Here is a 22,829-nt window from a genome sequence, read left to right as displayed (position 1 = left end):
AACACCTCGGGTGTATTATTTTTTCTTTAATTCTTCTAAGTCGGCTACAATCTTTGGTAAGTTTCTAAAATGAACATACGATTTACTGTAGTCTCCATAATTAAATGCCGGAGAGCCTTGTATGGTTTCACCATCAGCTATATTTTTTCCAATGCCTGATTGGGCTTGAACCCGGACATTGTTGCCAATGGTCAAATGACCGGCAATACCTACTTGGCCACCAATCATACAATTATTTCCGATTTTGGTGGAACCTGCCACACCGGTTTGAGCGGCAATCACTGTGTTTTCTCCTATTTCAACATTATGGGCAATTTGAATATGATTGTCGAGTTTTACCCCTTTGCGAATAATAGTTGATCCCAATGTCGCTCTGTCAATCGTTGTGCAAGCACCAACATCAACAAAATCTTCCATAATTACGTTTCCGATTTGAGGGATTTTGCTAAAAGAACCATCTTCTGTTGGCGCGAAACCAAATCCGTCTGAACCGATAATAGCTCCGGAATGAATGGCGCAATTGGCACCAATAATTGACTCGGAATATATTCTAACACCAGCAAAAAGAATCGTATTGTCTCCAATCGTTACATTATCACCAACAAAAGTGTTTGGGTAAATTTTTACATTCTCACCGATAACGACATTTTTACCAATATAACTAAAACTACCTAAGTATAAATTCTCGCCGTAAGTAACATTCTCTGAAATCACTGACGGTTGCTCAATACCCGATTTCATTAGTTTTACTTGATTGTAATATTCGAGTAACTTTGAAAAGGACTGATAAGCATCATCCACTTTGATTAAAGTAGTTTTGATTTCGTTCTCAGGCTCAAAAGTATTATTTACAATAGTAATCGTAGCTTCGGTTGAGTAGATATAATTGAGGTATTTCGGGTTGGCTAAGAATGTTAGCGAACCTTCAGTGCCTTCTTCGATTTTTGACAACTTGAAAACTTCGGCGTCCGGGTTTCCCACTACTACACCTTCTAGAATTCCTGCTATTTGAGCTGCTGTAAATTTCATCTTATGCTATTTTATTTTTAATAGTTATAAGATAGAACCCGTCAGAGGCAATTTTAAAGAATGGATTCAAAATATTTGTAGCTCGTTTCATCCCGACAAAAGTATAAAAAAAAAATCAATGTTAAATATCAGCCAGTAGTTTAGGATAACAGATGAAATACTTGGTCACCGGCTTGGATAAAGCTTTTAAATTCAATTGATCAGAGGCTTCAACAACATCTTCAATGGTTCGGTCTTTCTTTAAAATGCGAATCGGTTCCGCATCTTTACTGTAAGCTTGATTTTTAATCTTGCCTTTAAAAATAAAATATTTGGCTTCCTGTATGGTAATATTATGTTCTTTGGAAAATCGGCTTGACATTTCCTGTAACACTTCTACAGGGAATTTTTCGCTGTTGAGTTTGATTTTAGACAGGTCTCGATTGATAATCATTTTGCTCAAACTGCTCAAGATAAAGTCCTCGTGAAACTGCCAAGCTTTCAAAGCGCTAATAATATCAAAATCATCTAATTGCGCAAAAGTATCTAAATCATGAGTTGAAAAATTTTCCAATGTAACTTTGTGCTCCATAAAGTACTTTAACGGCTTACTGCATTCTATTTCGACACCTTTATGAAGTAACTCTTTGGCCCTTTGCAAGGTTTTGGTCAAAGTAAGTTCGGCGACCAAACTAGTCTTATGCAAATAGGCTTGCCAATACATTAATCGGCGCGCCATTAGAAATTTTTCTATCGAATAAATCCCTTTTTCTTCCATGACCAACACATCATCCACCACATTCATCATTTGGATTAAACGGTCCGAATTAATATTCCCTTCCGCAACGCCTGAATAGAAACTATCGCGTTTTAAGTAATCCATTCGATCCATATCTAACTGACTTGAAATCAACTGCAACATGAATTTTCTATGGTATTCGCCTTTAAAAACTTGGATAGCCAAACTTAGTTGTCCATCAAATTCCTCATTCAATTTATTCATAAACAAAAGCGAAATCGCTTCGTGATTCACTTCTTCAACGATGCTGTGTTCCATTGCATGCGAAAATGGTCCGTGCCCGATATCGTGTAAAAGTATAGCGATTAACAAAGCATTTTCTTCTTCTTTTGAAATAGAAACCTCTTTAAAACGAAGCACTTCCACGGCTTGTTGCATCATGTGCATTGCGCCCAAGGCATGGTGAAAACGAGTATGATGCGCACCGGGATAAACCAAATAAGACAAACCCATTTGGGAAATGCGACGCAAACGTTGAAAATATGGATGTTGAATTAAATCATACACCAAGGTATTGGGAATGGTAATAAACCCATAAATCGGATCGTTGAATATTTTTAATTTATTGGTTTGGCTCACAGCGTGTTCAATTTTAGTAAAGATATAAATTTAGACCAAAGCCTTAAAATAGTTCGACAACTGTTTGTTGTTCTCTCTGGTTGGTGTAAAAACTTCTAGTATCGCAGGTTTGTCGTTGTTTTTATATAATTGTTTCAAACCATTGGTCAAAGTGGCTTCATCGCTTGCTGTTAGATAATCGAATTGGTACATTTTAGCCAAATGTTCTGCAGTCAAACAATGAGAAGTTTCAAAATAAGTGTTGAAAGTTTCATTTTCCTGATGACCGGGCAGAATTCTGAAAATGCCGCCACCGCCGTTGTTGACCAATATAATTTTGAAATTCTTTGGAATATAATTGTTCCAAAGGGCATTGCTATCGTACAAGAAACTAACATCTCCGGTGATTAAAACCGTTGGTTTATTACTACCAACAGCCGCTCCGATTGCGGTTGAAGTACTTCCGTCAATACCGCTGGTTCCTCGATTACAAAAGACTTGAATCGATTGATCGATATCAAATAACTGTGCGTATCGAATTGCAGCGCTGTTACTGACTTGCAGTTGGATGTTTTTGGGCAAAGTCGATAATATACTTTCAAATGCTTTTAAATCAGAGAATTTAACTTTAGAGAGATAGTCAACATGCTTACCTTTTCTATCTTGGTGTACCGCTTCAAAAATCTTTTTATAGTCGCTTTTGGTTTCTTTTAAATGCGGCATAAACTGGAAAAAGAACTGATTCGGACTCACATGAAAATGTTTGGTTAAAATCCCAAAAGTGTCATAAGCTCTGAGTTCATCTATATGCCAATGGTGTCTTGGTTTGTATTTTCTTAAGAATGCTTTTATCCTTTTGGAAACTATCATACCACCAAAAGTGATTAGTATTCTTGGTTGCAATTCGGTGAATTCTTTTTCGGCAAATGGTGTAATCAGCGTGTCGATGTTATTGATAAATGACGGATGATGTAAGTTAGATGTAGTTTCTGTCAACACCACTACCGATGGGAATTGGGCTAATTGGTCAATCCATTTTTGTTCCACTGAATTCGGAGCACACTCGCCTACCAATACCAAAATCTTCTGACTGTGATTCCACAAAGTCGAAAAAGCAATAATATCTTCTACTCTAACAGAACGATTTGCTTTAAATAAATGGGTTACATTCACATCAACAGAAAGCTTGTTAGTCGTTTGGTACAAAGGTTCTTCAAACGGAACATTGATGTGCACCGGACCTTTGTGAGCAATAGCTACATTAATCGCTTCATTGATAAATACATCATTTTCTTCCGAAGCTTCTTCGAGTAAATTAGCATTGTATAAAGAGTGATTTAAGAAAACATTTTCCTGACGAATGGTTTGACCGTCGCCAATATCAATTTTATCGTGTGGTCTATCGGCTGAAATCACTATAAATGGAATCTGACTGTAAAAGGCTTCTGCCAATGCCGGATAATAATTCAGCAATGCCGAACCTGACGTACAAACAACGGCAACCGGTTTTTGCGTTTGTTGCGCTATTCCTAAAGCAAAAAAAGCAGCACAACGTTCATCTGCAATACTATAGCAACGAAAATTGGAATTATTAGTAAAACCAATAGTCAATGGTGCATTTCTGGAACCTGGCGAAATAATAATATCGTGAACTCCTTTGGCATTGCAAATCTCAATAATGCTTTGCGCCAATGGTATTTTGGGATAAATCATTGTTGTTTTTTATGGATGACAAAGGTACAAATATAGATTTGGGTTTAAGAATACTATTTTAGAAATATTCAACTTTATATTCTTCAATACTAGTACTATTAATATCTAAAATCGTATGCACTTTTTTTATCATATGTTTGTGTTGATTGTAGAAATACTCAACTTCAAGTTTTCTGTCTTTTTCGATATTGAAAGTGCTGTAAACTTTGTGAAGCAATCCATTTTTATATTCATAGTTTGCAATAGTCTCTTTTCCATCGGGATGTGTGCTATCTCCATCATAAGCATGTGAATACACTTTAAGATTGTTTTCATAAACATATTTATACCATTCTTCAGATTTTAGAGAATTATCAACATTCAGGTATATTTTAACAGAATAATAGGTCATATTATGATTCTCATCATATTCATAAATTCGTTCTTCTGTAGTTTCCCTATTCTTGAAAACTTTTTTTACAGGCTGTTTTCTTTTATAATTAATGATGGCAGTTGATGATGTTTGTTTATCAATTAGTTTACCGTCAACATATTTTTCCTTAATTGTTTCAGAATAGACCACTAAATTCCTTTTGTATTTAAAGTTTAAGATGGTTTTGTCCACTTTATTATTGGCTTCATAAACATATTCTTTTGCAATAAGATTACTTCTGTTGTATTTAAAGTTCGTTGAACTTTTCCCTTCAACATCAGTATATTTTATAGGACGTTCTTTATCGTCATAGTAAGTATTCCCTAATTTTCTGTAAACATTATCTACTGAAATCCTTCCGGATTCTCCTTCGATTATTTTTCCGGTTTTATCAAAATTGACTTTAAAAACCTGACTTTCCGACTTTTTATCTTTTGGAAATTCATCGAGTGTTGTGATTTTTGAATCTTTATAGAATATTCTTAAATTCCCTTTGTGTTTATATTCGTGTACATATATATAATCCCCTGTATAAGATTGGGTTTTTATTACATTTCCAACACTGTCATAATCAGTTTCAAATCGCAGTTTTCCTTGATTATACTTTTTAATATTTTTATAAGGTTTTAGTTTGAAATCTTGCAAAACTTCAGGTCTTTGAAAGGTCTCGATAGATAAGTTGGGTTCAGGATCATTTTGTGCCAAACCAAAAAGTGAACAAAAAGCGGCTATAAATAAAAAGAAAAATTTCATGATAATAATCTTGATTGGATTAATACAAACTTACAAATAGAAGAAGTGTTATTTATGTTTAGAATTCTAAAACATGTTAAAAATACATTATTTTTGAAATATGGAAATTAGCATCAGACCTTATCAAAAAAATGACACACAACCTATTGTGGACATTCTAAATTATAACATTTTAAACTCAACCGCTTTATACGATTATCATCCGCGCACTTTGGAACAGCAAATTGCCATTTTTGAAGACAAACTCAAAAAAGGTTTTCCTGTGATTGTTGCCACTATTGATAAAAAAGTGATTGGATTTGGTTACTATAGTGAGTTTCGTTTTCGCGATGCATATCGATTTACCGTAGAACATTCGGTATATGTAGCCAATGACTTTCACGGAAAAGGCATCGGAAAAGTGATTATGACTAATTTGATTACTTTAGCCAAAACACAAAAATTGCATACTATGATTGCCGTCATCGACTCAGAAAACCAAAGTAGTGTTACTTTTCATGAGCAATTTGGATTTAAAACGATAGCGGTGTTAAAAGAAACCGGCTTTAAGTTTGACCGTTGGTTGCATTCTCAAATTATGCAGTTGATGTTGGAATAACCATTAAAAATTAGCCTTTATGAAAAGACAATTCATCAGTTCAGGTTCGACGTTTGAGACAGAAATAGGCTATTCACGAGCAGTTGTTCAAGGCGATTGGGTTTTTGTGTCGGGAACAACCGGCTTTGATTATGACACGATGACCATTTCAGAACAAATTGAAGAACAAACGGAGCAGTGTTTAAAAAATATAATCGCTGCTTTAGCCAACGCTGACGCCGAAATAACCGATGTTGTTCGCGTGCTTTATATTGTTCCGCAAGCGGATGAATTTAAACTATGTTGGCCAATTCTCAGAAAATATTTCGACAAGTGCAAACCTGCAGCGACTATGATTTCCGCAGGTTTAGCTGATGCTCGAATGAAAATAGAAATTGAAGTAACTGCGATAAAGCAAAAATAAAAAACTGATGAGGGTTTCATCAGTTTTTAAAAAAGTCAGGGGTATTTGTTAGGCAATTTCAATGCCATTCTGTTCTAAAATTGAGTGCAAATAATCACTTTGTGTAGCGTTGTATTTCTCAACACCACTTTGATACCATTTTTGGATAACATCAATTTGAAAAGCCGTATAGCCATCAGAATCGATATCCATTCCTAGCATTCCTGCTAAAAGAAAATCTTCTAAAACTTTGTTAGTGACTATCAATTGCGGAATGCCATAAGCGACTTTTCCGTTCATTCTTTCGTAATCTAACCTTCCTTGTTTAAAACCAAGAATATAGGCTTCATTTTTGCTTTCTGAGATTTTCAGGTATGGATTTAGTCCGTTTGAATAACCTTCTAAATAATCCTCTCTATATACAGGATTGAAAATATTCTTCATATATTAATCATTGTGGTAGTTGATATTGTAATTCAAAGCTAAGAACAATTCACAAAGCAATTATTCAAAAATCGTTAAACGGATAAAAAACTCTTTAAATCACGAGTCCAGTGACGTTTGTCGATATTTTTAAAGCAAAAAACCTGACGAATGACTTCATCAGGCTTAGCTCTAAATAAACAATTATTTTACTTTTCGTTAATCCAACCGACAATTTCAGTGTCTGTTGGTAATACTCTTGGCGATAATACTTTGACCAATTCACCTTGTTCGTTGATTAAGTATTTTTGGAAATTCCATTCGACTTCACTGTCTTGCAACCCATTTTTACTCTTTTGCGTTAGGAATTGATACAATTCACTTTTATCCGCTCCTTTTACGGAGACTTTACTCATCATTGGAAAAGTAACCCCATAATTCATTTCGCAAAACTTAGCAATTTCTTGATTACTTCCCGGTTCTTGTGCTCCGAAGTTATTAGCCGGAAATCCGATGATTACAAAATTTTTGTCTTTGTATTTTTTATAAATTGCTTCCAGGTCTTTGTACTGTGGCGTTAATCCACATTCTGAAGCGGTGTTTACAATGAGTACTTTTTTGCCTTTTAATGAGGCAAAGTCAAACTGCTGACCATATAAATCTGTTACCTTAAATTGGTAAATAGTCTCTGCTTTAACTGCTGTGTCCATTTTTTTATTGTTTTCTGAAGAATTTGTAACTGGTTTTTGTTGCGCATTGCCTTGACAACTCCAAAGTAACAATACGCTGCAACTCAGTAGGATTATTTTTTTCATCTTTATTTTTTTTATAAAATTAGTCATTATTCGATACCAATGGTGTTATACAACTGCTAAAGTTTTTGTTAAATAAAAGAAGCCCAATGACTCTGCAATCATTGAGCTTCCAACAAACATGACAGAAATTTATTTTCTATCACAAAACAAAAAACCTAAACAAAAATCATAGCAGATTTCCCTTGAATACATTTACGAAAATGCTGTTGATTAGGTTCTCATTATGGATTGATTTACATCATATTATTTTATAACATTAGGAAATGTGAACTAAGTTTCGTTATTTTTACGATTATAAAATATTAGGTATGACACAAGAGGAATTATTACCGTTGCTTCTGAGGAAGGAAGAAAAAGCTTTTACAATACTATATGATATGTATTCTAAAAGCCTTTTCAGCATTATAACCAATTTAATAAAAGATCGTGAAGAAGCGGAAGACGTCCTTCAAGAAGTATTTGTTAAGATATGGAAAAACATCGATACTTACAATCAAAGCAAAGGCCGATTGTACACTTGGATGCTCAATATCACTAGAAATACTTCAATCGACAAATTGCGTTCTAAAGGTTTTAACAACAGTCAAAAAAACCTCTCCTCTGATAATTTCGTACATCTGTTAGATGACAGTAACAAACTAACCAATAGAATTGATACCATCGGAATTTTGGATTTTGTAAAAAAACTAAAACCCAAATGTATTCAAATTATCGATCTACTGTTTTTCAAAGGATATACCCAACAAGAAGCTTCGGAAGAATTAGAAATCCCTTTGGGTACAGTTAAGACCCAAAATCGAATGTGTATGAACGACCTACGTAAATTTTTAAATGTATAATGGAAACTAAAGACTATATAGAATCAGGCATATTAGAACTCTATGTGTATGGTTTGCTTACCGAATCGGAAAACGATGAAGTTAACGCTATGGCGAATAAGAATCCCGAGATTAAAGCGGAAATTCTCTCGATAGAAAAGGCAATTATCAACCTTTCCAGCAGCTTCTCGCCTTTTATTTCGCATAGCCAATTTGAGAAAATTAAAGCCCAACTCGAACTGAAACACGGAAGAGTTGTCGACTTTAAATCGAGAAGCAATACTGCCACTTATATCGGTTGGGCGGCTTCTTTGGCATTGTTGATTGGTATCGGCTTTCAATATTCAAAATTGAGTGAAAGCAATCAACAAATTGAAACTATCAAAGTAGAAAAAAATAAATTACAAGAAACAGTAGTTGATTTGGAACTGAAAAACAAAGAAACAACCACCGTTTTGAATGTGATTAGAGATACTAAAACAACCGTTATTCAGTTAGGCGGACAAGCTATTGATCCATCCGCTTCGGCCAAAGTATATTGGAATAAAGAACAACAAACCGTTTATGTAGATGCGTCAGGTTTGCCGGAACCACCGGAAGGCATGGTGTATCAGGTTTGGGCTTTGAAATTAGAACCGTTAACACCAACAAGTGTCGGTTTATTAGAGAATTTTACAGCTGATAATTCTATCTTTAAAGTTGAGAACAATGCCGGAGCAGAAGCTTTCGGAATTACACTGGAACCGGCAGGCGGAAGCAAATCGCCAACATTGGAAAAATTGTATACTTTAGGAAAAGTATAATTCAAGCAAATAATTATAAAAAAAGTCCCGATAATCTCGGGACTTTTTATTTTCTGTATATATGATTACTTTCTTAAATACTTTCTGTACTTGAAGTAAGATAAAGTAGCCAAAACAACTACAAAAGCAACAGAATAATATACAAAAGAAGGTGTTACCACTTTATCGCCACTAGCATAAGAATGCAATCCTGTTAGATAGAAATTCACTCCAAAATACGTCATCATAATTGAGTAAAAAGCAAATACCGCCAATACATTATAAACCCATTTATTGCGTAATGCAGGAACAAATCGGGCATGAATTACAAAGGCATAAATCATAATGCTGATTAAAGCCCAAGTTTCTTTTGGATCCCAACCCCAATACCTACCCCAACTCTCATTCGCCCATTGGCCACCTAAAAAGTTACCAATAGTTAACATGACCAAACCGATAGTCAATGCCATTTCATTGATATAAGTGATTTCTTTGATGTTGAGTTCCATTTTGGTTTTGTTTTTTTCATTGACAAACAACATCAACAGTAATGATACAATACCTAAAACCATCGCTAAAGTAAACGGTCCATAACTGGCTACGATTACGGCAACGTGAATCATTAACCAATAAGAATTTAATACCGGCTGTAAATTAGCAATCGCCGGATCCATCCAATTCCAGTGAGCAATCATTAAAATCATTGAAGCCACAAAAGTTCCTGAAGCCACTGTTAATTTAGATTTTCGGTCAAAAGCCAGAGTAAAGAACATCGTCGCCCAAGCCACATAAATCATACTTTCATACGCATCACTCCAAGGTGCATGGCCTGAAATATACCAACGCGCAATCAGTCCGAGTGTGTGAATTCCGAATAACAAGCCGATAAGTATATGGAATCCGTTGACGGTAATTTTTAAAATCTTACTTTCAAAGAAAATGTTGACTATTACTAAAACCAACATTAAACAACCTATTAGCATGTACAGCCAAAACAAGTTTTTGAAAACATCATATTTATTATACAATATTTCGTAATCGATTTTTTGGTCTGCAGGTCGAACAGCTTTTCCGTACACTTTCTGATAGTCTTCCATACCCACTAAAAAAGTGTTGGCACGAGTGTAATCCTTACTATCAGAAGCTTTCATGAGTGCGTCTAAATAAACAGGCAAGGCACCTTTAATGGTGTCTAAAGCATTTCCTGTGGTATGATTGATTTCTAAGAACGAAACCCATTTGTTATTCGGATCATTCGGAACCGGAAAGATTTTTAAAATTTTTCCGCTTAAGGCGGCATTCAACAGATTTACTTTTTTATCGGTTTCGATAAAATCTTTTTCAAACTGATCCGGAATCGCTGATTTATAGGCTTTTTCTAAATAAGGCGATAATTTATAATTCCAATCTTCGTCGAAAAAATCATGGAAAGAAGCATATTTAGCATCCGGATTGACTCCGATGATTTTGCGAATACTATCGTTTCCTTTTTTAATGTAAATCAGCGGTGATTCGAACCAAACGGTTGGAAATTGTGTCATGGAAAGAAAAACTTGGTCAGAGTTCATTCCGTTATAAGTATCACTTTTACTGACTTTACGCAACAATTCAGAAGAAAACGTATTGATAGGTTTCATTCTTCCGCCGTCATCCTGAATAACCAAACGACCAAACTGCGCCGCATGTTTTTCGGAAACTTTGTATTTGTTGATGATAGAATCGACTTGTTTTTGTGTTGGTAACGCTTTATTGTGCGTTGCAGTATGCTCTTGCGCCAATCCATTTAAAGAAAACAATAAAACCAAAGCGGTAGTCAACTTGGCTTTCTTCCTTTTTACGTTTTCTAATTTTCGTTTCAAGTCAGAAAAGCGCGTGTTTTTAGTAAACAATATGGCCATCATACAGAAATACAATAAAAAGTAACCAATATAAGTAATGGTTGTTCCCCAAAAATCATGATTAACCGAAAGAACGGTTCCTTTTTCATCCGGATCAAAATTGGCTTGGAAAAATCTAAATCCTTTATAATCTAAAATGTTATTCATATAAATATGAGCGTCAAATTTTTCGGCACCATCTAAAACGGTTACTTTACTTTCGAAAGAAGAATAGCTTTTTTCTGTTCCGGGATATTTGGCGGCGATAAAATCATTGAGTTTTAAACTAAAAGGCAATTCGTATATTCTACTGCCATAGCTTAAAGTGAATTCGAGTTTACCTAATTTAAACGATTTGGGTTCGCCTTGTTTTCCCTTGGAACCCACAAGCGTTACGACTTTTTCTTTTCCATCTGTTTTAACCACAAGTGTCAGTGCATCTTCTCCGTTTTTAGCTTTGAAATCGCCACTCGATTGGAATGACTTTACGCCTTTTTTAGGCAATTCCGGAATTACAAATTGGCTTCCGCCGATGTTATATAGCGAACGATACATTAAAGGTTGAACTACATCCTTAGTCACTTCGCCTTGCATTTTATCAGCCATTCGCATAAACTGTCCGTCAAACGGTGACGTAATGGTATTGGCTTTGGAATCAATATTAATTGCGCCTTTGGTAGGTTTGTCCAAAGCAAATAAAACGTTGTGTATGTTTTGTACTTCTCCGGCTTTGAGCATGTGTTCGTGTCTTGAACCATCTCCAGATTCGACTAATTTAAGATAAGTATCACCTTTCGCATCTTCTTTAATGCTCTCTTTCGCATCAAAAACAAAGTCTTTGTATTCTATTTCAAACGGAATGTCGGCAAACTTTTCATTCAACGAAAAATGATTATTGGTAACCGGTGAAAGTAATAATGGTTCTTCAAATGTTCGTCTCTTAACTTCGCCTTGATAAACACCATCTACAAAAACTGTCAGATAGCATTTGTCTGAGTAAACTTGTTTAGAACTTTCTCCTTCTCGAATAGGCATCATACCTTCATAACTGATGTAACGCGTAATAAAAGCACCTGCGATGATAAAGATGAAAGACAAATGCAGCAAAAGTGTCGCCCATTTTTCTTTTTTGTACAATTGGTAACGTTTGATATTCCCAAAGAAATTGATCATAAAAAACAACATGATGGCTTCAAACCACCAAGTGTTGTATATCAAAATTCGAGCGGTATCAGTGTTGTATTCACTTTCAATAAACGTTCCGGCTGCCATTGCTGCGGCAAAACCAAGAAACAAAACAGCCATTAATCGTGTGGAGAATAAAAAAGAGTATAATTTTTTTTCCATGAGTTGGAATTATTTTTTAAAAAAGTCGTACAAAAATAGGGTAAATAAATAGATTTACACTTCATTTGATTGGTGTTTTAATACATTTTTAAGACTTGTGGATTTCTTTGATTTAAAATAAAAAATGAAATTAATTTTCGATAATTTAGCCACATGATTCAAGTGACTATTATTGGTTCAGGAAATGTTGCCCGTCATCTCATTAAAGCGTTTAGTGAAAAGGCTGAAATTGAGTTGGTTCAAGTGTTTTCAAGAAAACCTCAAGTGGTTGCTGACCTTGTCAATTCCAACAAAATAATATCAGATTACAACCATTTACAAACCGTTGATGTAATTATTATAGCGGTTACTGATGATGCTATTGCTGAAGTTTCCGATCAAATTCCTTTTAAAAATCAATTGGTGGTTCATACTTCGGGAAGTGTTGCTATGAGCAACATGGATGACAAAAATCGCAAGGGTGTTTTTTATCCGCTACAAACCTTTTCTAAATCGAAAGCAGTCGATTTTAAAATCATTCCTATTTGTTTGGAAGCCGAAAATGATAAGGATTATCAAACGCTTGAAACGGTCGCAAAATTGATTTCTAATGTAATTTACAAAGTCAATTCCGAACAAAGAAAAGCGTTGCATGTTGCCGCCGTTTTTGTCTCGAATTTTGTCAATCACTTGTACCAAATGGGGAACGAAATTTGTACCGAAAACAATTTGTCTTTCGACATCTTAAAGCCTTTGATACAAGAAACGGCCAATAAAATTTTAACGCTGTCACCTAAGGAAGCGCAAACCGGTCCGGCCAAACGAAAAGACACACAAACGATTAACACTCATCTGTCTTTTTTGACTGACGAAAACCAAAAAGAAATCTATAAATTGCTAACCAAATCTATTATCGATCATGGGAAAAAGTTATAAAGAAATCATGAATGAGATTACTACATTTATTTTTGATGTAGACGGCGTTTTAACCGATAGTTCGGTTCATGTTACTGAAAGTGGCGAAATGCTTCGCATCATGAATATCAGAGATGGTTTTGCGATGAAAGCGGCTATAGAAAGTGGTTATCATGTTTGCATCATTTCAGGTGGCAATAATGAAGGCGTTCGCATTCGATTGAGGAACTTAGGTATTACCGATATTCATTTGGCTTCGCCGGATAAAGTGGCAACTTTCAAAGAATATGCCGAATTGTACAACATCAAGCCCGAACAAGTTTTGTACATGGGTGATGATATTCCCGATTTTCATGTGATGCAATTGGTAGGTTTACCGACTTGTCCGCAAGACGCTGTAGCAGAAATTAAAGCGATTTCCAAATACATTTCGCATAAAAATGGCGGAAAAGGTGCTGTTCGTGAAGTGATTGAACAGGTTATGAAAGTACAAGGCAAATGGCATATGTACTATAATGGAAAACACGATTAGATTAGTGGTCAGTTTTTAGTGTTCAGTTGTAAGGATTTAAAAATACAAATATGAGATTTCAAGATTTATTGGCTTATAAAAAAGCATTTAATTTGGCAATGAAAATATTTAAAATTACTAAAGCTTTTCCTAAAGAAGAGATGTATTCATTGACCGATCAAATAAGACGTTCCTCAAGAAGTGTTCCTGTCACTATTGCTGAAGCCTATAGAAAAAGAGATTATCCTAAACATTTTCATAGTAAATTAACTGATTCTGATGGAGAAAATTCTGAGACACAGGTTTGGCTTGATTTTGCTATAAGTTGTGAATATATATCAAATGAAGTTTATGAAGAAATCTACAATGACTCTTTAGAAATCGGAAAACTAATCAATTACATGATTTTGAATCCGCAAAAATTTGGCGTAAAAAAAGATTAATACTGAACACTAAAAACTGAACACTGAACACTCATACTTTATGAAATACCTTAAACTAATAAGATACCAAAACTTACTCCTACTTGCTTTCATGCAATTGATTTTCCGATATGGATTTCTAAAACATGAAGCTATTTATTTGTTTCTGAGTGATTTTCAATATTCATTATTGGTTTTATCAACTGTATTAATAGCCGCTGCCGGTTACATCATCAATGATGTCATGGATCAAGAAACGGATAATGACAACAAACCTAACCAAGTGATTATTGGCAAAAGCATTTCGGAAGCTATGGCTTATAACATTTATTTCGCCTTGAATGTTACCGGTGTTGGAATTGGTTTTTATTTGTCAAACACTATACAAAAACCAACCTTTGCAGGGATTTTTATTATTATTGTTACACTACTCTATTTGTACGCAACCACTTTTAAAAAGATGTTGTTGATTGGAAATATTATAGTTGCGTTTCTGTTAGCGATTAGTATTTTAATCATTGGTGTTTACGATTTGTTGCCGCTTACTTTTGAGAACAATCAAAAGGAAATGGGGATTTATTTTTCATTGCTTTTAGACTATGCCTTATTTGCTTTTTGTATTAATTTTATTCGAGAAATTGTTAAAGACATGGAAGATATAAATGGCGATTATAACCAAGGAATGAATACTTTACCAATTGCTCTTGGTGTGAGCCGAACTGCTAAAGTTGTCTTCGGGTTAGGTTTTATTTCAATCTTGATTTTACTTTGGTACATCAACACTTTTCTAATGAGTAATGCTCTTTATTATGCTGTAATTTATGCCTTGTTATTTGTGGTTGCTCCAATGATTTTCTTTGTAATTAAAATTTGGAACGCTAAAGCAAAAAAAGATTTTACTTTGTTAAGTACCGTGTTAAAATGGGTAATCTTCTTTGGAATATTGTCTATTTTAGTCATCAATTTGAATATTAAAAATAATGCTTAATTTGCTGAATAAAAAGTACAAAATAATCTTAGCTTCGGGTTCGCCGCGAAGGCAACAGTTTTTAAAAGATTTAGATGCGGATTTCGAAATCAGACTAAAAGAGATTGAAGAAATTTATCCTGAAAACCTTCAAGGCGTTGAGATAACCAACTTTTTAGCCGTGCTAAAGGCCAATGCTTTCGAAGGCGAAATTGCAGAAAACGAAATTCTCATCACCAGTGATACCATTGTTTGGTTTGAAAATAAAGCTTTAGGAAAACCTAAAGATTATGATGATGCCTTTCAAATGCTGCAATCTATGTCGGGCAAAACCCATGAAGTTATCACTTCAGTTTGTTTCAAAACCACTCAAAAAACAGAAACCATTTTTGAAGTAACCAAAGTGACTTTTAATAAACTTTCAGACGATGCCATTCGGTATTATTTGGAACATTATAAACCCTTTGACAAAGCGGGTGCCTATGGTATTCAGGAATGGATTGGCCTGGTTGGTATTTCAAAAATTGAAGGTTCTTATACGAATGTTGTAGGTTTACCCACTGATAAAGTTTACGCATATCTAACCAATTTATAAGATTATGAGTTTTTTTGATTTCTATACAAAAGAAACCATTGCCACCGGACTGGTAATTCTCGTAGTGGTTTTTCTCAGACTAATAGTGACCAAAGCAGTAAAAAGCTATTCAAGATCACACACCGGAATTGAAAAAAGAACCAATTTGGTGATTAAATACATTCATTTATTGATAAGCATTTTGGCCATTATTTCGCTTATTGTAATTTGGGGTGTACAAAAAGATGATATTTTAATTACGCTTTCCTCAATTGCAACAGTGGTTGGTGTTGCTATGTTTGCACAATGGTCAATCCTTAGCAATATCACTTCGGGCATTATTTTATTCTTCTCCTTTCCATTTAAAATAGGTGATATTATTAAAGTACACGACAAAGATTTTAATATTGAAGCTGAAATTATTGATATTAATGCTTTCCACACCGACTTACTGACACAAGATGGCGAACGTATCGTTTACCCTAACAATCTCTTACTCCAAAAGGGAATTTCTATTATTAAACCTAAGTTTGAAGACAAAGAATTTATGGATTAAAACTTAATTCTGTAAATTTAAACAGAAATCATATAACGAGCTTGCTTCTTTCTGGCACTACTTTTGGAATATCTAATACCAAAGCGTGCAAGAGTAATTACTATTTTCTCTACACCAAACCTAAGCTTTAAAACAATTAAAAATTAGTTAGGTAAGTACAAGAATTTTTAATTTAAACGAAGAACCATGAAAATAAGAAATTTTATTTTACTGATGACATTATTAATAGTCACGGTAAGCAGTCAAGCTCAAGTCTCAGTTAATGTTAATGTTGGAACACCGCCAGTTTGGGCACCGGCAGCACCACCTGCTACTAAATATTACTACATCCCGGATATAGAAACATACTATGATGTTCCTGCTCAAAGATATATTTATTTAAAAAACGGAAAATGGCATCGTTCTGCTTCGCTTCCTGCTCAGTATAGAGGTTATGATTTGCGAAAAGGGCGAACAGTCTATTTAACCAGTTACAAAGGCAATGCGCCTTACAAATATTATAAAAACCATAAAATAAAGTACAAAGGACATGGACATCATGGAAAAGGTCATGGAAAAGCCAAAAAAGGACATGGCCATAAAAAAGGTAATGATTAAAAATAAAACATAATACTAAAAAGGCAAAGATTAATTTCTTTGCCTTTTTACATCTTACTATTTTAATTCTCAAACCTTTAAATTAGTATTATTCTTAAATTTTAATAAAAAAAATGCTTTTCAGCGTTAAAAAATACTTTTAAAGGATAAATAATATTTATATTTGTTTCAAATTATTAAATCAGTTTTTGTTAACCCCAAATTTACAAAATCATGAAAACACTAAAATTAATGCTCGTGCTGTCTATTGTATTGGTTTCCAGTATTTCTTACGCACAGAATACTACAGCCAAAATAGAGAACTTACCGATAAACAAGAAAACCAATTGTTATATTCGTTATTTCTACTTTCCCAATATTCAAGCTTATTTCGATAACCTTAAAATGGTTTACTATTACAAGGAGAATGGCGAATGGCAAACAGCTCCTGAATTACCGAAAAATTATGGTGGTTATTCCTTATACAATAAATCCCGTGTAACAATCAACGATTTTGATGATGATAATCCGTATGAACTTTTGCCTATTCACAAAAAAATGTATCCATACAATTCCAAAGGTCGTTTTGCCAATGCCAATGTAGGCGCTGAATAATCCCTTTTTTTACCTATTTGTTAAAAACAAATTAAATAAAACGCTGCTTTTTATTTAATGTTTATATTTGAAGCTATTGCCATAAAGTCAAACCAATGCAAAAGCTTTACTCCTTATTCATTGCCTTTTTATTCCTTACTTGTCAATCTCTATTGGCTCAAAAACCCGCAAAACCTAATGCGGTTGAAATTTATAATCAAATTCAAAAGCTTAATTTTTTAGGATCAGTGCTTTACATCGCTGCGCATCCTGATGATGAAAATACGCGTTTGATTTCTTATTTATCCAATGACAAAAAAGCCAGAACAGGCTATTTATCTTTGACCCGTGGCGATGGCGGACAGAATCTTATTGGTCCTGAACTAAGAGAATTGTTAGGCGTAATCAGAACACAAGAATTAATTGAGGCCAGAAAAATTGATGGTGGCGAACAATTCTTTACCCGCGCCAATGATTTTGGTTTTTCTAAAAACCCTGAAGAAACCTTAAAAATTTGGGACAAAGACCAAGTACTAAGCGATGTGATATGGGCGATACGGAAATTCCAACCCGATGTCATTATCAACCGTTTTGACCATCGTTCTCCCGGAACAACACATGGTCATCATACGGCCTCTGCTATGTTGAGCATCGAAGCTTTTGACCAAGTGAATAATACAAATACTTATCCAAATCAATTAGAATTTGTCAGCACTTGGCAACCGAAACGATTATTTTTCAACACATCGTGGTGGTTTTATGGAAGTCGGGAGAAGTTTGAAGCGGCCGATAAAACCAATTTGGTTAATCTCAAAATCGGTACTTATTACCAATCCGTTGGTAAATCCAATCAGGAAATAGCTGCGCTAAGCAGAAGTAGTCATCAATCGCAAGGTTTTGGTTCAACCGGTTCTCGTGGTGAAGAAGAAGAATATCTCGAATTTTTAAAAGGCGATATGCCTAAAGACAAAACCAATCTATTCGAGGGAATCGACACGACTTGGAATAGAATTCAAGGCGGAAAAGCAATTGGTGACATCTTATCGAATGTTGAAAAGAACTTCGATTTCAAAAATCCATCGGCAAGTATTCCCGAATTGGTGAAAGCTTATGCTTTAATCCAAAATTTGGAAGACAAACATTGGAAAACCATCAAATCCGAAGAGATAAAAAAAATCATCGCTGCTTGTGCCGGTTTGTATTTAGAAGCTGTTGCCGACACACAAGAGATCACACCGGGAAGTCCTTTAAAAATTAAAATTGAAGTAATCAACCGAAGTGACATTCCTATGAATTTAAAGGGAATTGGTGCTGTACCGGTTTATATGAGTGATGGGCAAAACAACACTATTGCTTTAAAAAACAACATTCCTCATACTGTAACGAACACTTTACAACTGCCGAATGACTTTGATTTCACTAACGCTTATTGGTTAAACCAAAACGGGTCCAATGGAATGTATCGAGTAGACAACCAAGAAAACATTGGCATTCCCGATGTATTACGTCGGGTAAAAGTTGGTTTTTGGATCGAAGTAAATGGTGTTGAGATTTCTTTCGAACGCTATGTGATATACAAATACAATGATGATGTCAAAGGAGAAGTTTACCAACCTTTAGATATAGTTCCGGTTGCAACCTCTTCCATTGCGGAGAAAGTGTATATTTTCAACAACAACCGAAGCAAAACGATAACGGTTAAAGTCAAAGCCGGAAAAGACAGTTTAACGGGAAATGTAAAATTGGATTTGCCACAAGATTGGAAAGTTTCACCAACTGAAATTCCATTTGCCATTGACAAAAAAGGGCAAGAAGTTTTGGCCGTCTTCACCGTTTCTCCTTCAGAAGAAGCCAGTGAGATTGACATTAAAAGTATAGTAACCGTTAACGGACAAACTTTCGACAAAGAAAAAATCGACATCAACTATTCACATATTTACAAGCAAATGGTTTTAAAATCGGCTGAAGCCAAAGGCATTCGCTTAAAAATTAAAACCAAGAATGAAAAAATCGCCTATATCATGGGCGCCGGAGATGAAGTGCCAAAAAGCTTAGCGCAAATGGGCTACGAAGTCCAAATCCTAAAACCGGAAGATATTTCTACAGAAAAGTTACAAGAATTTGACGTTGTTATGACCGGAATCAGAGCTTACAATGTCGTAAATACTTTGGCGTACAAGCAAAACATCTTATTGGATTTTGTAAAAAACGGAAAAACCATGATTGTACAATACAATACTTTAGATGATTTGGTTACCAAACAAATGGCGCCTTATTCTCTAAAAATATCCCGCGACCGAGTGACTGAAGAAGATGCCGAAGTTCGATTTCTAGCACCAAATCATTCCGTTTTAAATTACCCGAACAAAATCACTGCCGAAGATTTCAAAGGTTGGAAACAAGAACAAGGTTTGTATTATCCAAGTGAATGGGATGCCAACTTCACGCCTATTATTTCCGCGAATGACAAAGGAGAAAAACCTAAAAATGGCGCTTTATTAGTGGCCAAATACGGTAAAGGAAATTACATTTATACCGGATTGAGTTTCTTCAGAGAATTACCCGAAGGCGTTTCAGGCGCTTTTAGATTATTAGCAAACATGATAGCTATTGGAAAATAATATGGGAACAGAAAAAAAATCATCTTGGAAGAATAGCTATAGTTGGGTTTTAATTGCCAATGCTATTTATATTTTAATCTTCTTCTTATTAATGCAATTATTCTTCTGATATGCAACAACTCGACTGGATAATTTTATCGGTTACACTGCTTTTTATAGTTTCTTATGGTGTATACAAAACCAAAGGAAGCAAAAACGTTGAAGATTATATCTTAGGAAACAAAGAAACGCCATGGTGGACAGTCGGTTTATCGGTTATGGCAACACAAGCCAGTGCGATTACTTTCCTTTCCACACCGGGACAAGCCTATCATGACGGAATGGGATTTGTGCAGTTTTATTTTGGTTTACCAATAGCGATGGTGGTAATTTCGATGACCTTTATCCCAATTTATCACCGATTAAAAGTCTTTACAGCTTATGAATATTTAGAACAACGTTTCGATTTAAAAACACGGTCGTTCACAGCCATTTTGTTTTTAATCCAACGCGGATTAGGAACCGGACTGACCATTTATGCACCGGCGATTATTTTGTCCTCTATTTTAGGTTGGAATTTGACTTTGCTCAATGTTATCATTGGAATATTGGTAATTATTTACACATTTGCCGGTGGAACCAAAGCTGTAAACGTAACCCAAAAGCAACAGATGTTTATCATCATGACGGGTATGTTTATCACGTTTTTCTTGATTTTGCATTTGTTACCCAATGACATGACGTTTTCTAATGCCATGCATATTGCCGGTGCCAATGACAAAATGAACATTCTTGATTTCTCCGTTGATCCCGAAAACCGCTATACGTTTTGGAGCGGCATTACCGGTGGTTTCTTCTTGATGCTTTCTTACTTTGGAACAGACCAATCACAAGTTGGGCGCTATTTGTCCGGTAAATCAGATAGAGAAAGCCAAATGGGATTAATCATGAACGGCTTTTTAAAAGTGCCAATGCAATTTTTTATTTTATTGACAGGCGTGATGGTATTTGTGTTTTTCCAATTCAATCCGGTGCCGTTGCATTTCAATCCTGTTAATCGTGATGCGGTTGAAAAATCTGTTTATGCGGAACAATACAATTCGCTTGAAACCCAATTAGCACAATTATCTGAGGAAAAAAAGGAATACAACTTATTGTATATTGACCATTTGAATCAAAATTTTGACAATCCTATTCTTCGTCAAAAACTGATTTCGCTTTCGGGCAAAGAAAAAGACTTACACGATCAAGCCAAAGAAATTATCGCCAAAGTCGATAGCAAAGCCGAAACCAACGATAAAGATTATGTGTTTATCTACTTTATTTTAAACTATTTGCCTTCCGGATTGATTGGGCTTTTGTTAGCCGTAATTCTATCGGCGGCTATGTCATCTTCCGCTTCCGGATTAACGGCTTTGGCTTCCACCACGGCAATAGATATTTACAAGCGAAATATCAAAGGTGAGAAATCAGAGAAACATTTTGTAAATGCTACTAAAGCCTTCACTTTACTTTGGGGTGTTATTGCCATACTGTTTGCTTGCGTGGGAACATTGTTTGAAAACTTAATCCAATTGGTTAATATCGTAGGTTCTATATTTTACGGAACCGTTTTGGGTGTTTTCTTAGTGGGATTCTATATCAAATTTGTCAAAGCTAATGCCATCTTTTACAGCGCTGTAATCAGTCAGACTACCATTTTCTTCATCTACTATTACGCTATTCACATTTACCCGAACGGACAAGAAAAATTGGGCTATTTGTGGTTGAACTTTATTGGTGCTTCTTTAACAGTCGTACTATCGATAATAATGCAATTGGGTGTAAAAGGGAAACAAAAAGTTATGGCATAAAAAAACCACGAACTCAAATTGAATTCGTGGTTTTTTTATCAGATAGAAGTAATTATTTTTTACTCCATTCTTTAATACTGTCGTTATTCATTTTAACATAGTCACCATTATTCTCTTTTTCAGCACCGGCCAATGACAATCTTGCTGTTTCAATAGCACCTGACTTATTACCTAGTTTAGCTTGGATTAAAGATTTTAATCTCAAATGCCAAAATGGAACATTGTCAGCTTTTGCCATTGAAATAGCTTTATTTACATATTCTAAAGCTTTATTCAAATCGCCTTCAGATTGATAAAAATATTGTGCTGATGAAAAATAATCTCCAGCTGTTGGACCGGCCAAAACTTTACTTATACTAGCCAGAGCCGCTTTTTGGGTTGGTACTTCAAACTTGACAGAAGCCATGGTTTTTTCCCATGAAATATCCAAAGTAGCACTATCGTTGGTCAAATTATTAATAGCAATGGTAAAAGTCTCAACGTTGTTGCCTAGAGCAATTGGATCAACATTGGTTTTGTAAGCTACTTTGTTTTCATCCCAGTTTTCCGGTGTACCCCAGTTTTCAGTATCTGTGTAGAAAATGATTTCCCACATGTCAGCTTTTGGTGTAGTAAAAATGGCATATTTCCCTTTTTTTAAAGTAGTACCCTTAATTACAACATCTTCACTGAAAGTAACCATCGAATTTTGATTGGCTCCGGTTCTCCATAGTTTCCCAAAAGGAACTAAATCACCAAAAACGGCTCTGCCTTTTGCACTAGGACGAGAATACTCGACTGTTACATCAGTTAAGCCAACCACTTGATTTATTGTTGATTTCGGACTTGGCGCAGGTGTTTTTACTTGAGCTTCAATCGTAAAATTGGCAATCAGTATAGCCAACATAAAAATAATTTTTCTCATAATGTTTATTTTAGTTTGTTCAAAATTACAAATTGTTAGGCTTTCAAATGTTAATATAAACTTAAATCAAAATAATATTGTTTAATGTTTTTA

22 protein-coding genes are annotated in these 22,829 nt (G+C 34.8%); 14 read left to right on the top strand and 8 right to left on the bottom strand.

Annotated features, from left to right (window positions below; all coding sequences use genetic code 11):
• Positions 1-15: 15 nt before the first annotated feature.
• From lpxD to B3C16_RS15730, 4 genes are all read right to left on the bottom strand, one after another.
• Entirely contained in the window at positions 16-1,029 is a 1,014-nt protein-coding gene (gene lpxD, locus B3C16_RS15745; RefSeq protein ID WP_291133222.1) for a UDP-3-O-(3-hydroxymyristoyl)glucosamine N-acyltransferase, read from the bottom strand.
• Between the two features lie 121 nt (positions 1,030-1,150).
• On the bottom strand, positions 1,151-2,386 hold the full coding sequence (locus tag B3C16_RS15740) for an HD domain-containing protein (RefSeq protein WP_121313711.1): 1,236 nt from the start codon (positions 2,384-2,386) through the stop codon (positions 1,151-1,153).
• 30 nt (positions 2,387-2,416) lie between these two features.
• Positions 2,417-4,078: a 2-succinyl-5-enolpyruvyl-6-hydroxy-3-cyclohexene-1-carboxylic-acid synthase gene (gene menD, locus B3C16_RS15735; RefSeq protein ID WP_291133220.1), complete on the bottom strand. Its 1,662-nt coding sequence runs from the start codon at positions 4,076-4,078 to the stop codon at positions 2,417-2,419.
• A 58-nt stretch (positions 4,079-4,136) separates the two neighbouring features.
• A complete protein-coding gene (locus B3C16_RS15730) occupies positions 4,137-5,243 on the bottom strand; it encodes a hypothetical protein (protein ID WP_291133218.1) in 1,107 nt (368 codons plus the stop codon).
• 100 nt (positions 5,244-5,343) lie between these two features.
• Here B3C16_RS15730 and B3C16_RS15725 point away from each other — a divergent pair, with 100 nt between their 5' ends.
• Together B3C16_RS15725 and B3C16_RS15720 are read left to right on the top strand one after the other, a co-directional pair.
• Positions 5,344-5,841, top strand: coding sequence for a GNAT family N-acetyltransferase (locus tag B3C16_RS15725; protein WP_291133216.1), 498 nt, complete (start codon positions 5,344-5,346; stop codon positions 5,839-5,841).
• Positions 5,842-5,860: 19 nt separating this feature from the next.
• Positions 5,861-6,244 (top strand): RidA family protein, encoded by a 384-nt coding sequence (locus tag B3C16_RS15720; RefSeq protein ID WP_121313707.1) that lies wholly within the window; start codon positions 5,861-5,863, stop codon positions 6,242-6,244.
• Between the two features lie 48 nt (positions 6,245-6,292).
• Here the strand turns inward: B3C16_RS15720 and B3C16_RS15715 are convergent, their stop codons facing one another.
• Together B3C16_RS15715 and B3C16_RS15710 are read right to left on the bottom strand one after the other, a co-directional pair.
• Complete coding sequence (locus tag B3C16_RS15715; RefSeq protein ID WP_291133214.1) at positions 6,293-6,667, bottom strand: hypothetical protein; 375 nt, start codon at positions 6,665-6,667, stop codon at positions 6,293-6,295.
• 188 nt (positions 6,668-6,855) lie between these two features.
• Positions 6,856-7,461, bottom strand: a complete 606-nt coding sequence (locus B3C16_RS15710) for a glutathione peroxidase (protein ID WP_291133212.1) — start codon at positions 7,459-7,461, stop codon at positions 6,856-6,858.
• A 308-nt stretch (positions 7,462-7,769) separates the two neighbouring features.
• Between B3C16_RS15710 and B3C16_RS15705 the strand changes: the two genes are divergently transcribed.
• Together B3C16_RS15705 and B3C16_RS15700 are read left to right on the top strand one after the other, a co-directional pair.
• Complete coding sequence (locus B3C16_RS15705; protein ID WP_121313705.1) at positions 7,770-8,300, top strand: RNA polymerase sigma factor; 531 nt, start codon at positions 7,770-7,772, stop codon at positions 8,298-8,300.
• Positions 8,300-9,082, top strand: a complete 783-nt coding sequence (locus B3C16_RS15700) for an anti-sigma factor (RefSeq protein ID WP_121313704.1) — start codon at positions 8,300-8,302, stop codon at positions 9,080-9,082. Before B3C16_RS15705 ends, B3C16_RS15700 begins: the two co-directional genes overlap by 1 nt.
• A gap of 65 nt (positions 9,083-9,147) precedes the next feature.
• Here B3C16_RS15700 and ccsA read toward each other — a convergent pair whose 3' ends face one another.
• Positions 9,148-12,285, bottom strand: coding sequence for a cytochrome c biogenesis protein CcsA (ccsA, locus tag B3C16_RS15695; protein WP_121313703.1), 3,138 nt, complete (start codon positions 12,283-12,285; stop codon positions 9,148-9,150).
• A gap of 153 nt (positions 12,286-12,438) precedes the next feature.
• On the opposite strand from ccsA, the gene B3C16_RS15690 reads away from it, so the two are divergent.
• The 10 genes from B3C16_RS15690 (at position 12,439) to B3C16_RS15645 (ending at position 21,832) form a co-directional block, all read left to right on the top strand.
• Complete coding sequence (locus B3C16_RS15690) at positions 12,439-13,200, top strand: Rossmann-like and DUF2520 domain-containing protein (RefSeq protein ID WP_121313702.1); 762 nt, start codon at positions 12,439-12,441, stop codon at positions 13,198-13,200.
• Positions 13,184-13,711: a KdsC family phosphatase gene (locus B3C16_RS15685; RefSeq protein ID WP_121313701.1), complete on the top strand. Its 528-nt coding sequence runs from the start codon at positions 13,184-13,186 to the stop codon at positions 13,709-13,711. The genes B3C16_RS15690 and B3C16_RS15685 overlap by 17 nt, the downstream gene beginning before the upstream one ends.
• Positions 13,712-13,761: 50 nt before the next feature.
• Positions 13,762-14,133, top strand: coding sequence for a four helix bundle protein (locus tag B3C16_RS15680; protein WP_291133208.1), 372 nt, complete (start codon positions 13,762-13,764; stop codon positions 14,131-14,133).
• Between the two features lie 40 nt (positions 14,134-14,173).
• Positions 14,174-15,100 (top strand): geranylgeranylglycerol-phosphate geranylgeranyltransferase, encoded by a 927-nt coding sequence (locus B3C16_RS15675; protein ID WP_121313699.1) that lies wholly within the window; start codon positions 14,174-14,176, stop codon positions 15,098-15,100.
• Complete coding sequence (locus tag B3C16_RS15670) at positions 15,093-15,674, top strand: Maf-like protein (protein WP_291133206.1); 582 nt, start codon at positions 15,093-15,095, stop codon at positions 15,672-15,674. Before B3C16_RS15675 ends, B3C16_RS15670 begins: the two co-directional genes overlap by 8 nt.
• A 4-nt stretch (positions 15,675-15,678) precedes the next feature.
• The gene (locus B3C16_RS15665; protein WP_121313697.1) at positions 15,679-16,209 is read left to right on the top strand and encodes a mechanosensitive ion channel domain-containing protein; all 531 of its coding nucleotides are present in this window, start codon (positions 15,679-15,681) and stop codon (positions 16,207-16,209) included.
• A 186-nt stretch (positions 16,210-16,395) separates the two neighbouring features.
• Positions 16,396-16,806: a hypothetical protein gene (locus B3C16_RS15660; protein WP_291133204.1), complete on the top strand. Its 411-nt coding sequence runs from the start codon at positions 16,396-16,398 to the stop codon at positions 16,804-16,806.
• Positions 16,807-17,019: 213 nt separating this feature from the next.
• On the top strand, positions 17,020-17,400 hold the full coding sequence (locus B3C16_RS15655; RefSeq protein WP_291133202.1) for a hypothetical protein: 381 nt from the start codon (positions 17,020-17,022) through the stop codon (positions 17,398-17,400).
• 95 nt (positions 17,401-17,495) lie between these two features.
• Complete coding sequence (locus tag B3C16_RS15650; RefSeq protein ID WP_291133200.1) at positions 17,496-20,000, top strand: PIG-L family deacetylase; 2,505 nt, start codon at positions 17,496-17,498, stop codon at positions 19,998-20,000.
• A gap of 110 nt (positions 20,001-20,110) precedes the next feature.
• Positions 20,111-21,832, top strand: a complete 1,722-nt coding sequence (locus tag B3C16_RS15645; RefSeq protein ID WP_291133198.1) for a sodium:solute symporter — start codon at positions 20,111-20,113, stop codon at positions 21,830-21,832.
• 52 nt (positions 21,833-21,884) lie between these two features.
• Here the strand turns inward: B3C16_RS15645 and B3C16_RS15640 are convergent, their stop codons facing one another.
• Entirely contained in the window at positions 21,885-22,736 is an 852-nt protein-coding gene (locus tag B3C16_RS15640; protein ID WP_291133196.1) for a DUF2911 domain-containing protein, read from the bottom strand.
• Between the last annotated feature and the right edge of the window lie 93 nt (positions 22,737-22,829).

It is taken from the genome of Flavobacterium sp. UBA7682, assembly GCF_002482945.1.
In the GTDB taxonomy this organism is placed as follows: Bacteria; Bacteroidota; Bacteroidia; order Flavobacteriales; family Flavobacteriaceae; genus Flavobacterium.
This window is presented reverse-complemented; position numbering and strand designations above follow the sequence as displayed.